General features: G+C 45.0%; 12 protein-coding genes. 4 read left to right on the top strand and 8 right to left on the bottom strand.

What is annotated here, in order from left to right:
• Nucleotides 1–28 precede the first annotated feature (28 nt).
• Both RLO19_RS19270 and RLO19_RS19265 read left to right on the top strand, forming a co-directional pair.
• A complete protein-coding gene (locus RLO19_RS19270; protein WP_446359052.1) occupies nucleotides 29–1015 on the top strand; it encodes an RNA polymerase sigma factor, RpoD/SigA family in 987 nt (328 codons plus the stop codon).
• Nucleotides 1016–1517: 502 nt separating this feature from the next.
• Entirely contained in the window at nucleotides 1518–2108 is a 591-nt protein-coding gene (locus tag RLO19_RS19265; RefSeq protein ID WP_446359014.1) for a hypothetical protein, read from the top strand.
• A gap of 10 nt (nucleotides 2109–2118) precedes the next feature.
• On the opposite strand, the gene RLO19_RS19260 is transcribed toward RLO19_RS19265, so the two are convergent.
• Nucleotides 2119–2373, bottom strand: coding sequence for a hypothetical protein (locus RLO19_RS19260; protein WP_446359012.1), 255 nt, complete (start codon nucleotides 2371–2373; stop codon nucleotides 2119–2121).
• 668 nt (nucleotides 2374–3041) lie between these two features.
• Nucleotides 3042–4964, bottom strand: coding sequence for an AAA-like domain-containing protein (locus RLO19_RS19255; RefSeq protein ID WP_446359010.1), 1923 nt, complete (start codon nucleotides 4962–4964; stop codon nucleotides 3042–3044).
• A 457-nt stretch (nucleotides 4965–5421) separates the two neighbouring features.
• On the opposite strand from RLO19_RS19255, the gene RLO19_RS19250 reads away from it, so the two are divergent.
• A complete protein-coding gene (locus RLO19_RS19250; protein ID WP_446359008.1) occupies nucleotides 5422–6024 on the top strand; it encodes a DUF4388 domain-containing protein in 603 nt (200 codons plus the stop codon).
• A 92-nt stretch (nucleotides 6025–6116) separates the two neighbouring features.
• Here the strand turns inward: RLO19_RS19250 and RLO19_RS19245 are convergent, their stop codons facing one another.
• From RLO19_RS19245 to RLO19_RS19230, 4 genes are all read right to left on the bottom strand, one after another.
• Nucleotides 6117–6533: a hypothetical protein gene (locus RLO19_RS19245; RefSeq protein WP_446359006.1), complete on the bottom strand. Its 417-nt coding sequence runs from the start codon at nucleotides 6531–6533 to the stop codon at nucleotides 6117–6119.
• 18 nt (nucleotides 6534–6551) lie between these two features.
• Nucleotides 6552–7520, bottom strand: a complete 969-nt coding sequence (gene secF / locus RLO19_RS19240) for a protein translocase subunit SecF (protein WP_446359004.1) — start codon at nucleotides 7518–7520, stop codon at nucleotides 6552–6554.
• Nucleotides 7521–7832: 312 nt separating this feature from the next.
• Nucleotides 7833–9239 carry a protein translocase subunit SecD gene (gene secD, locus RLO19_RS19235; protein ID WP_446359002.1) on the bottom strand — a complete coding sequence of 469 codons (1407 nt, stop codon included), beginning with the start codon at nucleotides 9237–9239 and terminating at the stop codon, nucleotides 7833–7835.
• Nucleotides 9240–9416: 177 nt separating this feature from the next.
• The gene (locus RLO19_RS19230; RefSeq protein WP_446337280.1) at nucleotides 9417–10400 is read right to left on the bottom strand and encodes a pyruvate dehydrogenase complex E1 component subunit beta; all 984 of its coding nucleotides are present in this window, start codon (nucleotides 10398–10400) and stop codon (nucleotides 9417–9419) included.
• Between the two features lie 457 nt (nucleotides 10401–10857).
• Here RLO19_RS19230 and RLO19_RS19225 point away from each other — a divergent pair, with 457 nt between their 5' ends.
• Complete coding sequence (locus RLO19_RS19225) at nucleotides 10858–12168, top strand: septal ring lytic transglycosylase RlpA family protein (protein ID WP_446359000.1); 1311 nt, start codon at nucleotides 10858–10860, stop codon at nucleotides 12166–12168.
• A gap of 140 nt (nucleotides 12169–12308) precedes the next feature.
• Here the strand turns inward: RLO19_RS19225 and RLO19_RS19220 are convergent, their stop codons facing one another.
• Both RLO19_RS19220 and RLO19_RS19215 read right to left on the bottom strand, forming a co-directional pair.
• Nucleotides 12309–14177 carry a PAS domain-containing sensor histidine kinase gene (locus RLO19_RS19220; RefSeq protein WP_446358999.1) on the bottom strand — a complete coding sequence of 623 codons (1869 nt, stop codon included), beginning with the start codon at nucleotides 14175–14177 and terminating at the stop codon, nucleotides 12309–12311.
• A 256-nt stretch (nucleotides 14178–14433) separates the two neighbouring features.
• Entirely contained in the window at nucleotides 14434–15738 is a 1305-nt protein-coding gene (locus tag RLO19_RS19215; RefSeq protein ID WP_446358997.1) for an ArsB/NhaD family transporter, read from the bottom strand.
• Between the last annotated feature and the right edge of the window lie 26 nt (nucleotides 15739–15764).

The raw sequence follows: 15764 nt of genomic DNA, 5'->3' as shown, positions 1-15764 counted from the left end.
TGCTCGTTTACGGAGTCACTACTCACAGATGCCCACTGTTAACACCAAATCCAAAACGACCAAGCAGCCCACATTTTCGGCAGATATGGTTCGCACGTATCTGCATGAAATCGGTCGCGTGCCACTACTGACCCATGAGCAAGAAATTGTCTATGGTAAGCAAGTGCAGCAGATGATGCCGCTGTTGGAGGCAAAAGATGCTTTAGCGGAAACGATGCAGCGCGAACCGACGATACAGGAGTGGGCAGAACAGGTTAATTTAGAAGAACCAGCCCTCAAGAAAATTATAAACCAGGGAACGCGAGCTAAGCGCAAGATGATTGAAGCAAATCTGCGCCTAGTGGTTGCGATCGCGAAAAAGTATCAGAAGCGTAACATGGAATTCCTGGACTTGATTCAGGAAGGTACCCTGGGATTAGAGCGAGGGGTGGAGAAATTTGACCCAACGCGAGGTTATAAGTTTTCCACTTATGCTTACTGGTGGATTCGTCAGGCAATCACCCGCGCCATCGCCCAGCAAGCCCGCGCTATTCGGTTACCGATTCACATTACCGAAAAGTTGAATAAGATTAAGAAAGTTCAACGAGAACTTTCTCAGAGATTGGGTCGTAACGCGACACCGGCTGAGATTGGTCAGGAGTTAGAGTTAGAACCTGCCCAGATTCGCGAGTATTTGAGCATTGCCCGTCAACCCGTATCCCTGGATGTGCGAGTGGGTGATAACCAAGATACAGAATTATCTGACCTCTTGGAAGATAGTGGTCCGACGCCGGTTCATTACACAACTCAGGAATCCCTACGCCAAGATTTAGATAATCTCCTGGCAGAATTAACCCCCCAACAACGGGAAGTCTTGGCACTCCGCTTTGGCTTAGAAGATGGGAATGAACTGTCTTTGGCAAAAGTCGGACAGAGACTCAACCTCAGTCGCGAACGGGTACGCCAGTTAGAGCATCAAGCCTTAGCCCAGCTAAGACGACGCCATGGGAATGTGCGGGAATATATAGCTAGTTAGGGTTCGTTGGGATTTGCGCTGTCTTGCCTAACCCCCATTCGACGACTGTAGGGGTTTGGTAACCAATAGGGGAGGGGTTTGGTAACCAAACCCCTACTACTTTTTTGTGAAAAAATATTAATTTTTTAGGCAATACCAGGACTAGGGATTGAAGCCTCTGAAAACTTATGAACCCTTTCTGAAGGTTGAGTGAGTTTTCATTCCTTTGAGGGAATCGTCACTGGCGCATAATCCGTTATTTTTAACTTAAGGGTAATGAAGACCTCTATCAAAGTACAAAAAACCATACTCTTGCCCGTGCCAAATGTGACGGTTGAGAAACCGGATAAAGGCAGGAGAAAACAGAGACAGATTCAAGCTTTGATAGAAAGAAAGGATGCCTTGTTAACCTCTACTTTAGCTTAAGTCTACTTTAACAAAAATTAGGGCGGCTACCAACTGTGTGCTAGGATTTCAGATTTTTTAAGGGTGTTTCTATATTATTTTCAAGGAGGATACCACGGTGATTAGCCGATTCATTGAGTTTTTACAGTCCCAACGTCAACCGTTTTTTCCTTGGCGTTTACCCTTAACCGGGTTACTGCTAACGTTAGGACTAACAATGAATGTCTCCAGTAGACCAACAGCCGTCGCTCAACAACTCAAGCAAGCCGTGGACAGTGCTGCTGTGGAACCGAATCAATCTACTGTATCCGCCTCAGCCACTTTAATCCCCGATGGTACTTACCTCTACGGTCAATCCTCTCAACCGGATCAGATTGGTCAAGAATATATTGTGTTTCAAGCCAATAAAGGAAAGCTAGTTGGGGCACTTTACTTACCTCAATCTGAATTTAGCTGTTTTTATGGCACCCTAGAATCTAAACAGATGAATCTCCAGGTTGTCAACCCCTATGACCAAACCGCTTTAGCTCACACCATCGAGAATCAGCAACAAACCTCGGTGGCGGCGGGGAGTCAGCTAAATTTAGACCGCACTTACGAGTCTTTAACCTATCCCTATACAGTTAGACTTGATCAGTATCAACCAGTTGGTCAACTGAGTGAGAATGATCAGCGGATGTTGAATATATGTCGGGAAAACTTGTTCTGATTGACAAAGATTAACACCCTACATCTAACCCCTCTGGCGGTTGGGAATACAAGGTTTGTTCCTCTGCGGCTGTGGGTGAGTTCGTGAACTGTTCGATTTGAGTCAATAAGGTTTTAGCTTCTAGATCACCATTGTCGGTTCGGTGTTTGAGGTAGAGCTTCAGTTCATTGATTAGGGCGGTGGGGATGTTCATGGGTAACCATTTCAATGACAACGTTATATCCCATTTTGGACGATGAATGACAATTAGAGGTTGCTGTACCACGCCACTACATTAATGTAGCAAGCCCGATTTAGAGCCAGGGCGGGTTTTGTACTCCAGTTGGGGGAAACCCTGACGATTGATCCCTAAACCCGCCCCTACAAATTTATGATGGCGCAGAAAGATTCAAGGGGGTTGGGGAATGGGTTTTTTCGACTTTGCCAACAGGAGCATTGATGCGATCGCGCCCAAACCTTTTACTACATCCCAGCCATCTTGTCAAAAAAAGATTCCATTTTTTACAAAAATACATGCATCCAGTCTAAAATCAAATTGTAACTGACTCCAACGAAAAGTTTTAATTATGTGCGTAGGGGCGGGTTTAGGGACTTTCGTCTCGCGATTGATAATCAGGTTGGTTCAAAACCCGCCCTTCCCAAATGTATAGCAACCGCCATGGCTGTTAGGGCACATCATTTATGTAGAGACGTTGCATGCAACGTCTCTACAATGATGGCGAAAGTCCTAATCGATGTGTCTACTGCTATAAGTAGGTAGGCGCAATGAAAGTTAACGGCGGAGATCGTCATTTATTGGTCATTTGTAAGGGTTTGAGGAACCTGGTTTACAGGTTAGTCAGGGCGGGTTTTGCTACATACATTATCGGTAGGATTCAAGATTGAGTGGCTAAACCCGCCCCTACAATTGACAAACCTGCCACCTTCACGTCTCTACCTGAGTGTAACGCGATCGCGTCCCTGTCGCTTTGACTCCAACAGTGCTTCGTCAGCCGCCTGCACCAGATTTAATGGATCATTTTCTGGATGGGGAATTATCGAAGCTACACCCACACTCAGAGTAAGAATTGAGGAATAGCCGCAGATGCGATAAGGATCATGGGTAATATTTAAAGCTTTGACATGTTCTCGGATTTGCTCTGCCAATTGTACCCCTTGACACCCCTCCATTTGCGGCACAATTACGGCAAATTCTTCGCCGCCAAAACGAGCAACAAAAGCCCCTGGATACTTAACGCACTCACGAATTGCCTGGGCGACTTGCTGCAAACAGAAGTCTCCCGTCAAATGACCAAAAGCATCGTTGAAAATCTTAAAAAAGTCGATATCAGCTAAAATCAGTGCCAGGGGAACTTCTTGTTCAGCTAATCTTTGCCATTCTTGGGCAAGGTGATTGTCAAAGTCACGCCGATTAGCCAGCTTAGTTAAATCATCAATCGTCGATAAATACTTTAACTGTTGATTCTCCTGCTCCAACTGTCCAATACGCGGATCTGCCGGTGATTTGAGGGAGAGTTGCTCCTTAAAATAAAGCTGATATAACTCACAGCGAATTGTCGCCTGATTTCCCTGTAGTGTGATCAGCCCCATACTCTCTAATTGATACGCCGCGATCGCATCTAAATGCACAGTCTGTGTTGCCATAACCACCTGATTCAGCGCCGCCAGTAACTTCGGATTCTTTTCCACCGTGGCGAATTGACGTCGCAAATGATGACTATAGACTCCGGAAAGGGTTGGTGCTTCCTCTAATAACTGCGCTAAGGTGAGATCGGAGCAACATAGGTGATAAAGTGCCAGTTGAACTAGATAAGGATGTCCTCCCACCATTGCCATCAATTCAGCAGCTTGAAAACCATCTGTCCAATTCAGTTGGTAACGACGGGCTAATTCCTGCACCTGCTCTAACGTCAACTCTGGCAAAAGAATTGGTAGTCCCACATTAAATGGAGATTGATTAATATTTAATGAAATATCAATTTCCGTCGAATGCACCACAACGAAACGCAATTGCTGCAAGCTCTCATCCAGTTGGGCTTCTTCATGCCAGGAACGTAATAACGGCAGAAACTCGCTAACAATTGTCTCATATTCAAATAGGCGATTGACTTCATTCAATGCCAGGAGAATCGGCGTGTCAATTTGCTCCAGTAAATAGCCTTGAAAATAGAAGGTGCAGCTAACTTTGCTACCAATATCGTCATCCCAATAGTCATCTAGGTTAGGTTTAATCTGCAACTGCCGAGCCACGTTAGCACAAAACCAGCGCAGAAATTTATCTAGGTTGACAAAAACAGATTCATCGGCTTGCTGGAAATCGAGATTAACCGTGTGGAACCCTTGGGCTTTAGCGTGAGCGATAATCCGCTGGAGCAGAGAGCTTTTTCCCATCTTCGAGGGCGCTTTGATGCGAATGATACTTCCGGGTTTGTCAATCTCCCCATAAGCTAGTTCTTCGATGGGGGGGCGATTGATGTAAAATGCTGAGTTGAGCGGCAGGGGACTACCAGGAAATTCTAACCGCTCCGGTGTTAGGGTTGGGTTTAACATAGTAGGATTTGAAGAAGTGGCTAAAGGAGGTTGCTCTGAAGTATCTCTTTTTCCGTTTAAAATATAGTAATCAAATACAGTATTGATATTATTTTTAGTAATTTTTTGCCCAAAAATATGAGAAAGGCGTTGCCAAAGTTTTGCACCAACATCTCGGATATAACTCTCTTCATACCCGATCTTAGCCGAAATTTCAGTGTAGGTTAACCCTTGCCAAGTATAGTGAAAGACTTGTTCTTGAATGTTACTCAGTGGTGGATCACGGAGAATCTTACTCAGTACCGTTAGAGCTTCTGTACTCTTCATTTATCATAAAATTGTGTTACCATATATTTTATTTTAATGGACATTTCCACAAAAACCAACATTTTCCAACAAAAATGTATATTTTATAAAAAAATTAACATCCTAAGTACCTGGACATAAATGTTTTTCGCTGTAATAAGAAATGTTAAGAAGCGTCAAATCCTTACTGTTAAGATTTCCCTTGTCTTCACGCTCAAGTTTAATTTGGTTCGACTACTTAGAGGAAATTTTAGAACATTATCCAACAGACAAGGAGGAGAGGGATCACTATAGTGAAAGCGTGAGATAGTTTTCTCCTATGTGCTCCGAATGTGTGATCCGAATGATTAAGAATAATTTAGTCCGTTTTAATGGTTGCTAACGTCCAAAAGGGTAAACAGTTCATGACTATAAAATTAAACCTCTATTGCTATGCTCGAATCCTAGAAAACAACTACTAATTATCAGGGTTAAAAGGATGTGTACTCAAGGCACCTTCACAGATTTTCCTCTACCAACGATTTTTAAGTGGCTCGAACAAGGGCGGAAAACAGGTGTACTATCAATTCACCCCTTAAGCGCTGTCTCATTAGCGCCTTATATAAACTTGCGGTCAAACGTAGTCAATAGAATAGAGGAGACAAGGAAACCAAGTAGATTTCAGAATTATAATTATCTCAATCCCCAATCACCAATCCTCAATCACTACATCTGGATTGCTCAAGGTCAAATTGTCGCCGCCGCCAATCGGTGCGATGGAGGGGGTTTGATATCACTGCTGCAGCGTGATCAATGGGTGAGCGATCGCGTCTTAAGCAAATTATTACAGCGTTGCTCCCTGAATCATCAACCCTTGGGGTTATGGCTAAAAAATAACGGAGTCTTGGATAGCGAACAACTCAAACAAATCTTTCAGATTCAAATCGTCGAGCAAATTGTTCCAATATTTCAACTCAAGGATGCTCAGTTCAAATTTGACTTGAACACTAATCTATCAGCAAAAGAAATGACAGGCTTAAGTATAGCCGCAACCGAAGCCACGATGATGATATCGGGAAAGCGGCAATTTGTTAGTAGGTGATATAGCATAAGGCGGGGGGAGTAGAGACGTAAGGCGTGGAACTATGGCAAGAAAAAATTCAATTAGAGCTTATTCAAGCCGCATTAGGATACTTAAGTGCGATCGCAAACCCATTTCCACAAGGGATGACTTGGACCTTGATGACAAATCCGACGCACCTGATGCGCCAAGCGCTGTTTTTCGACGGGCGGAATTCCGAATAGAATATTACGACTTTGCCAAACTAAAACCGCCGTCGTCATCCCAATGCAGAGGGCTAGACCCAAAATAGGCAGACGGTTAAATGCAATACTATACCGTAAACCTGACCAAGTAAAATGCTCTTGCAACAACGATAATTCATAACGCCAACCCCAGAGACTCAGCGGAGCTATACTAATCCAAAGGATACCCACAAATAACCAACGACCATAAACCGTGAGTTGATGGAGTCGCTGAATTTTTACTCTTAATCTTGGATCAAGGTGATCTGGACTTGTTTGAGAAGTCTGGGTGTCTGGCGGCTCCATTATTAAGGGCAATTCCAATTACATTTTGTCGGGAAATTCAGCTTCGATAACCTGAGTGGCTTGGGTTTGACCTGTGCGCTCTCTCCAGAATGCCAAGAGGGTACTGGCAACAAAAATACTCGAATACGCACCTGCAATAAACCCCACAATTAGGGCTAGGGCAAAATATTTTAGGGTTTCTCCGCCAAACAAGAAAATAGACACTAAGGAGAGTAGGGTAGTTAAGGTGGTATTAATGGATCGGCTTAGGGTTTGATTAACCGCATCATCAACAATTTGATCAATATGTTGGTCGGGATGCTTGGCAATCACTTCCCGGATGCGATCATAAATAACTACGGTATCGTTAACAGAAAATCCAATAATTGTCAAGAGAGCGACGACAAAAAGGCTATCAACCTCTACACCTTGGACTAAACCCAAAATGGAGAAAATGCCCACAGTGACCAAGACATCGTGAAGTAAAGCAATAAAAGCCAAAAAAGCATAGTCAAACTGAAACCGGAAGGAGAGGTAGACAAGAATACCGGCAAAGGATACGAGTAATGCCAGTAAACCGGATGTAAATAACTGCCGTCCCACGATGGGACCTACGGTATCAATTTGAGTCGATTCGGGATCAAATGCGCCAATGGTTTCACTGAGAGCTTTGCGTAACTCAGTGCGCTGTTCACCATCCAAGGTTTTGGTACGAATAGTCAAGCCTTGTTGTTGAGCACCGATACGCTGAATCGTACTACTACCCAGATCCTGTTCATTGAGAACCGCACGCACCTGTGCCAGGTCTATGGGTTGGTCGCAGTTACCGGGTACAGTACAATCAAGTTCAACCTGTAGGCGTGTGCCGCCAACAAAATCGAGACCGGGGCGCAGAGGGGCTCCCAGCTGTGCCGTGGAAATCGCCATCGAAACGATACCAGCCAAGATAATTACGGCGGAAATTATCCACCAGAGCGATCGCTGTTTGATTACACTAAATTTGGTCATTTGTCATTAGTCATTTGTCATTAGTCATTTGTCATTCGTCATTTGTTGATTGGTGATTAGGGAATCGGTGATTAGGGATTGGGCGAAGCATTCGCGAACTTGTCTTTGACACAACACCGACATATTTGGGCGCGAATGCTTCTCCCCTACGAATACCTCTCACCCGTTCCTGTTTCCCCTGCTCCCCCTGCTCCCCCTGCTTCCCCTGCTCCCCCTGCTCCCCCTGCTCCCCCTGCTCCCCCTGCTCCCCCTGCTCCCCCTGCTTCCCCTGCTTCCCCTGCTCCCCCTGCTCCCCCTGCTCCCCCTGCATTCTTACTGAGACGATATCAGATTCGGACAAAACAGTTCCGGCTTCTGGCGTACCCCAGGAAATCCTAAAACCAACAACAGCATGAACGTGCGAGTACAGGTAACAGCAGTAAACATACTGATTACAACTCCAATCCCTAGGGTAACGGCAAAGCCCTTAACTAAACCTGACCCTAGCCAAAATAGAGCCGCACAAGCAATCAGAGTCGTCAGGTTCGAGTCTAAAATACTGGAAAATGCCCGATAAAAGCCTGATTCCACAGAGCGATACAGGGTTTTTCCCTCGCGTAATTCTTCTCGCGTCCGTTCAAAAATTAGCACATTTGCATCTACCGCCATCCCGATACTGAGAATAAACCCAGCAATGCCTGGAAGGGTTAAGGTGACACCAATCAGGGCAAATGTGGCTAGGGTGAGTAGGGCGTAGATAGTCAGAGCAACATCAGCAATTAAACCGGGGAGACGATAGTAGATTGCCATGAACACCAAGACTAAAATTAAACCGCCAATTGCTGCATAAACGCTGCGTTGAATACTATCTCGTCCCAGGGTAGCGCCGACGGTGCGATTTTCCACAATTTCTACGGGTAACGGTAACGCACCACCTTGAAGTTGAGCGGCTAAGTCACTCGCCCTTTGCACATCAAAATTCCCGGTAATTACAGCACCGCCGCCACTAATACCCGTTTCCGCATATTCTGGACCCACGGTGGGGGCGCTGATCAGGGAGTCATCCAGGAAAATGCCAATACTGCGACCGGTACCCGCCAAGTCTTTCGTCAGTTCGGCAAATCCTTGTCCCCCTGCAGCATCAAATCGGATCGCGACTTCCCAACCATTTCCGGCTTGAGTCGGTTGAGCGCGGGCATATTCCAGGTTTTTCCCAGTTACATTTGTCTTCTCAAACAATTGTGCGATCGCGGCGTCCGAGCGTTCCAAAGCCGCTATATTTTCTGCGATCGCCTCTTGATCACCACCTTCTTCACTCTCCCGTAGAGCTGCTTGCTCAAATAGCAGTTCCTGACGCAACTGTTCTTCAATCTGAAGCTGTGCTTCTGTACCCGGTAATTGCTTGCGGAAATCAAGTTGTGCGGTTCCCCCTAGCACCCGTTCGGCTTGCTGTGGATCATTCACACCAGGGAGTTGCACCAATATCTGGTCTGAGCCAATGGTTTGGACTTGAGATTCAGAAACACCCAGAGCATTAACTCGACGGTCAACAACACTTTTAACAGCCTCCAACTGATCCGGCGAAATTTCGGGAATCTCCTCTGTAGTTTTTACCTGAATCGTCAGTTGTGCGCCACCCCGCAAATCGAGTCCCTGCTGGAGAGGAATCTTCACCAGCACCACAATTGCCAGAATGATCAGGACTAGAATCAGGGCTACTAACGAACGCTGTCTTTGCATAACTATGACCCGCCGCAACAAATGCTATGATAATCTCTTTTTACTCATATCTTGCACTATTCACACTCACCGCCCTATAAGTGATGTAGGGTGGGCACTGCCCACCAGCCTCATCTGAGCGTGCCATTCATCTTAAGTAATGGTTCACCGCCCAACGAACGATGAACCTCAACAGGCTTAAATCTGCAGTTCCAGCATCTTTTTTACTCCCTCAGCAATCTGCTGGGGTTGGACAATGGTTAAGCTTTCCAGAGTGCCATTATAGGGAGTGGGGATATCTTGAGATGATAGCCGCAAGACAGGAGCATCCAGTTCATCGAAGAACCGTTCATTGATTGATGCAGTCACCTCCGCCCCAATACCACCAGTTTTCATGCATTCTTCCACAATAATTACCCGATGGGTTTTGCGAATAGACGCGCCAATGGTTTCAAAATCCAAGGGCTTCAGGGAAATCAAGTCAATCACCTCTGGATCAAACCCTTCTTGTTCCAGAGACTTCACCGCCTGGGTGACGTGGTGACGCATCCGTGAGTAGGTAAGAATGGTAACATCTTCGCCCTCTCGGACAATTTCGGCTTTATCCAAAGGCAGTACATACTCCGTCTCTGGCAAATCTTCCTTTAAGTTATAAAGGAGAACATGCTCAAAGAACAAAACCGGATTATCATCCCGAATCGCCGCTTTGAGCAATCCCTTGCCATTGTAAGGAGTTGAGCAGGCGACAATTTTTAAACCCGGAACCGCTTGAAAATAGGCTTCGAGTCGTTGAGAATGTTCCGCCCCAAGCTGACGCCCCACCCCACCAGGTCCGCGAATCACCATGGGAATTTTGAAATTACCGCCAGACGTGTAACGCAGCATCCCAGCATTATTGGCAATTTGGTTAAATGCTAGGAGTAGAAAGCCCATATTCATGCCTTCAATAATCGGTCGCAACCCTGTCATCGCTGCGCCCACGGCTAAACCTGTAAAACTATTTTCGGCAATGGGAGTATCCAGAACCCGCAGTTCACCGTATTTTTTATACAGATCCTTGGTAACTTTGTAGGACCCACCGTAGTGACCCACATCTTCACCGAGAACGAATACCGTGTCATCACGAGCCATTTCTTCATCAATAGCTGCACGCAACGCATTAAAGAAAAGTGTTTCTGCCATCAATACCTCACCAGAAGTGGCAAATGTCATCCTAGCATTGCCCATGCAACAGGGGAAGCTATAGGGCGGGGAGATGGGGAAGATGAGGGAGGATTGCCCAAGCACCAATCGCATAAGACCTGAAACTGCTTTTGAATTACCTGTTCCCTGGTCCCTGTTCTCTGTTCCCTAACGAATGACGAATGACAAATGACGAATTTTTTACTATAAAAATTAAACTATTTAGTTTTTATTAATTAATAATATTTCATAAAACCAATTAGAATTTTCTATTGATAAGCCAGAGCAATAAATTTTGTTCATTGTCAAAAAGGCAATCAATCATCAGGTTACTCTGCCTCTAGGAATTGTTTTTGAGTAAATTTTCTTAAAAGGGAGCGCAAAACTACAGATTTCTGTATACTGAATGACTGTGTGAGTCAAGGCAGTGCATTTTACAGCAGGACTATTCAAGATCATGACTTTTTTTGGGCTAGTTTGGACAACATCCTGGGTTAGCTGTTTGCTGGCATCCAGCCAAGGTCTATTCAGAGTACCCGATTATATTGCCAATGCTTTGCCTGCTAAAGTTTTATCCGTTGTTAACAGCCCACTCGAACAACCAACACCTCGTGTTTTTTCATCCCCAGTTTATTCAGAAGTCTGGTCTAACAAGTCTCCAGTAACGGCACTTGCCTATTCAGGATTAACTCATGATTTAAGTTTACCATTTCCCCTCGCCCAGACGGCTACGGTTGGGACTCATCCATTTAGGGACACTACAGCTCAACCTGCTACCTGTCCAGCCAAGTCAGATTCCCCGGATGATGGGGGTAAATCCAAATCCATCTATCATTCTTCATCAGCTTCAGTCAATTATTCATCTGCCAATCGTCTCTCAAATGCTAGTCTACCCCAGAAAATCTGGAAAATGATCGAGAATTTATTTTCTTGGGGTCAACCCGTTGTCTCAAAAGACAAAATTTCGGCTGAGTCCATAGTTGTCATCAGCTCTCACTCTCAAACAGAACCTCGTGGCAGAAACAAGAGTCAGACAAGAAGGGGAAAACGAGGCTTTTTGCAATATACCCAAAGGAGGAATAAACTAGAACATTCAGCAGAGCAGCAGCAATTCCAGGTTGTGGTTAAAGGACAAGTGATTGCCCAATTGCCGACTCAAAAGCAAGCTGAACAGATGGCGCAAAATCTCACGCTGTTGTTTTGTGAGTCATCGGATGTATCTGAGATAAAAAATTCATCGGTACGAGCCATGCTGTCTGATGGAATACCTGTAGTGAAGGCAGGCGATCGCGTATTATTTAAATTGGACGATATCTTAACTAAAGACTTAGATCCGCATCGAGAACTTCTCGCAATTGAATGGGCAAATAATTTGCGTCTAGCTTTAGGGCAATCACCATTAAGTTTGGCAGACGCCCAAAAGCAGATGTACAACTTAGTCGAAACTTCAAATACCATTGAAGGTGTAGCATCTTGGTACGGACCCTATTTTCATGGTCGGTACACGGCGACTGGAGAAATTTATGATCAGCACGATCTGACGGCGGCTCATCCTACCTTACCGTTTGATACCTATCTGAAGGTCAAAAATGTAGAAAATGGTCATAGTGTGATTGTCCGCATTAATGATCGCGGTCCTTATATTCCGGGTAGAACCCTGGATTTATCTCGACAAGCCGCTCGTTCTATTCAAAGTGAAAAAGTCGGAGTTATCCCCTTTGAAGCTACAGTTATGAAACCACGAGAAAGGATGAGGGATGAGGGATGAGACAGACAAGGAAGATAGGGCGGGTGCGAGTCACATCCCTGGTGAGGTAAGAGACAATAGTAGCGAAAATAGCCCCTACACAGCCACCCGCCATGTCCGAAAAGCGAGCGCGTTGGGTCACCAATCAATATCACCAATCTTTAACTTGGCGTCAATGAAAATTCAGGACGCCTTGTAATTATTGGATTAATCGGAATAGCGATAACAAACTCTGATCCAACACCCAGTTGAGAACAACAAGTTAACTGACCCCCATGATTTTCTACAATAATTTGATAGCTAATTGATAAACCCAATCCGGTTCCCTTGCCCACGGGTTTGGTAGTATAAAATGGATCAAAAAGTTTTTGGCAGACCTCTTGACTCATCCCCGAACCATTATCAGCAATCCGAATCACAGCATGAGGTATTTTTTGGCAATAACTTGCTCCTGGTTTCTTGATACTAATATCTTGAACCTCAGTGCTAAGTCTGATTTGATGGGGAGTATCTCGACCTGAAGATTCCAATACATCTACAGCATTCGTGAGCAAATTCATAAATACTTGATTAATCTGCCCAGCATAACAATCGACTAGGGGCAATGTGCCATAGTCTTTAATCACAGTAACTTCGGGATGCTCAACGCTAGGTTTCAGGCGATGTTGCAAAATCAAAAGAGTACTTTCAAGTCCTTCATGAAGATCCGCTGGCTTCATTTCATTTTGGTCAGCCTTGAGAAATTTTTGTAGAGATAAAACCACTTGGCGAATCCGGCTAGATCCCACCTTCATTGAATTTAATAGTTTTGGCATATCTGCCATCAAGAAATCTAGATCAATTTCTGTGATTCGTTTCTGAATATCGGCTACGGGTTGAGGATAGTGAATACCATAGAGTTCGACTAACTCCATTAAGTCGTGCAGATAACAGATGGCGTAATCGATATTGCCGTAAATAAAACTGACAGGATTATTGATTTCATGGGCAACCCCAGCAACCACTTGCCCCAAACTTGACATTTTTTCTGTGTGAATCAGTTGGGTTTGAGCTTGTTGCAGCTTCTGTAATAAATCAGTGACGTAGTGAGTTTCTTCTGCCAACGCTGCTTCAGTTTGCTGGTGTAGGGCAATCTCTTGTTTGAGCCGCTGATTAATTTGCAACAGTTCAGCCGTTCGTTCGGCGACTCGTTTTTCCAACTCATCATTTGTTCGTTTTAGCGATTCCTGAGCGAGTTTGCGTTCTGTAATATCTCGTGTTACCCTAGCAAAACCACGTAATTGTCCGTCTTCCCCACGTAAGGCAGTAATCACAACATTAGCGAAGAATATTGAGCCATCCTTACGCATTCGCCAACCTTCTTCTTCAACACGACCTTGCTGTGCGGCTATTTTTAAGGACTTACCGGGTTGTCCTTGGGCGATATCTTCAGAGGTATAAAAACAACGGACATGTTGACCCAGAATTTCTGCGGCGTGATATTGTTTAATTCGTTCAGCACCAGGATTCCAGCTTACGATATTACCCTCTGGATCGAGCATGATAATGGCATAGTCTTTGACGCCATCGACCAATAAGCGAAATCGCTCTTCGCTTTCCCGGTGTGCGGCTTCAGCTTCCTTGCGCTGGGTATTATCACGAGCAACTGCATAGAGTAAGTCCTGATTGGGGCATAGGGTGATGTTCCATGACAGCCATTTATAGGAGCCATCCTTACAGCGGTAGCGATTTTCAAAGGAGACAATTTCCTCACAGTCTTTGAGCTTTTGCAGTTGATTCAAGGTCATTTGCCGATCCTCTGGATGTACCCATTCAATCCAGGGTTGTGCTTGAAGTTCCTGGGTACTATATCCCAGGATTCGCTCACACATCGGGTTAACTTGCTGCCAATAGCCATCAGGACTGGCAATGAAAAACAGATCGAGGGTCAGAGTTAAAAATTTGTCTTGATTACCACAAAACGCATGGTTCTTTTGTGTTATATCTCCCTGAGACTTAAGAATAGGGGGTTCTGCTGTTTGGATGATCATCGATTACTTACCTGATTGATGAGAGTCAATTGTGCGAGTGAGAGCAACTCGAAATGGTACTACATTTCTCTCATAGCCTAAACCGACTTGGCTGAGTCGCTATATTATCCGGAAAAGCCTAATAACAGCTTGATGTCTGAAGTCTGTCTGTTTTTTGGCAAAAGCTGTTTTGGTCAGGCAAGCAGATACACCCTTGAGCTATGATAAAGCTTTTGGATTGTTATCGCTAGGTTTATTTTCTCAAATAAATCAAAACTTAGACAATTAGCCAGGGAAGCCAAATGGCTAAACTCAGCAAGCTGAGAAATAGAATGGGTAAAGTAAGAATTAGGCTGAGGCGAATATAGTAAAACCAATGCAGGCGCAAACCTTTACGCGCTAAAATCTTGAACCAAATTAACGTTGATAAACTGCCCAGAGGAGTAATTTTTGCCCCAAGGGTACATCCAATTACATTAGCGTACTCCATTACTTCCCGAATGGCTGGATCACTCCCGGTTGTGTCGGAAATTGCTATGGCGTTGAGCAACACGGTGGGTAAATTTTGAAATAGGTTTGATAGCCCAGTTGCGAGAAAGCCTGTTCCTATTGCTGTCAGGGTTAACCCCCAACTGGAGAGGGTTTCTAGCTGATGGGTGATAGCATGACTCATCCCAAAGTAACCTAAACCTAGGACGAAAAAATACATCAGGATGCTAAACCCGATCAATTGCCAGGGAATGTCATGGTAAACCTTGCCCACAGAAATAGTTGGTGTGGTATTGGAGGGAAACCAACGTCCCGCCAATGCTAGCATAATCAACGCCGCGATCGCAGGAACGATACAAGTTGGCAGAGAATGTTCTTGGGTCATCCAGTATGCCAGAGGTAGACTGCCTAGGATAACCATACCCCATCGACAAACCAACGGATCACGAATGGCATGGTGTGGTGGTGGGAGGTGAGTGAGATCGTAGGTGCATCGAATGTCACGATGGAAGTAGAACCAGAGGAGCGCTAAACTCGTTGCGATCGCGACCAGTGTTACCGGGGTCATGACCAGAACATACCGAAAACCAGAAACCCCCGAGTAGTCTACCGCAAGCAGATTGACCGGATTGCTCACAGGGAACAATAAGCTAGCCGCTTCAGTGATAAAACTAACCGTAAATACAAAAGCGAATGCGGTTTTAGCCCCCAAGCGTAGTAGAACAAGGATCTCCATCACCGGAGCAATCCAGATTAATGCCATACCCACATTGGTCAAAACAATCGTTCCCAATGCTCCCAAAAGTGCGAACAAAAGGAAAAGTAGACGCCCTTGACCTATCCCCAGAACCGCTAATTGTAGCACTAACCCTCGCCAAAACCCAGCTTGCTCCAAAATCCGGCACAGAATGAGTAGGGCAATCAACGTTATGGTAGTGTTTCCCACCGTTGCACTAATCGTGAGAACCTCGGTAAAGGACACACCGCTAATCGGGGTAAACATCGTCCCTGTCAATGCACCCAATCCGATACCCAATCCTTGCAGTTGCCAGATAATCAAAATGAGCGTGAAAAGAAAAATCAATAGTGCCACAAAAAGAAGCCTGTTTGAGCGCAGAT

The sequence above is a fragment of the Coleofasciculus sp. G2-EDA-02 genome (genome assembly GCF_040226375.1).
GTDB lineage: Bacteria > Cyanobacteriota > Cyanobacteriia > Cyanobacteriales > Coleofasciculaceae > Coleofasciculus.
The sequence above is the reverse complement of the archived record's forward strand: the minus strand, read 5'-3'. Positions and strand labels throughout refer to the sequence as shown.